This is a genomic window from Vibrio sp. OPT46 (genome assembly GCF_015163535.1).
GTDB lineage: Bacteria > Pseudomonadota > Gammaproteobacteria > Enterobacterales > Vibrionaceae > Vibrio > Vibrio alginolyticus.
Genome location: NZ_JADDYG010000209.1, coordinates 1 through 363, shown reverse-complemented (window position 1 = coordinate 363; position 363 = coordinate 1). Strand labels below are relative to the sequence as shown.

Annotated in this window: 1 pseudogene; it reads right to left on the bottom strand. The window is 41.6% G+C overall.

The window, feature by feature from the left end:
- Nucleotides 1-363 (bottom strand): annotated as a pseudogene (locus IQR33_RS09075) (1-acyl-sn-glycerol-3-phosphate acyltransferase); the annotation flags it as partial.

Genomic DNA, 363 nt, shown 5'->3' with positions numbered 1-363 from the left:
TTCATAGCGGCCATTTTCTGCTTTTTCGTACAGCTCTTTTGCTTTGGCAATGTCACATGGATCATTTTCATAGGCAATCGAGACAGGAACGATTTTCAGAGAACGCGTGTACTCACCAAAGCTGATCTTTTGTTTACGACCTTCAACATGGAACATTTTTAAAATCGCAGGATCAGTAAAGTCGTTTCCATCTTTAGCACGGCCTTCCTTTTGGGCAATCCAAATTGAATTGCCAGTATCAAGCGAATGTTTGATATAGCTTGAAAGTTGTCCCAATGCTTTCATCATTTCTCTAGGCGCTTTAGCAGAGCGCTTAACGATGAAGCTCTTATTGAGTCGCATCAATTCTGTCGCACATGGCTT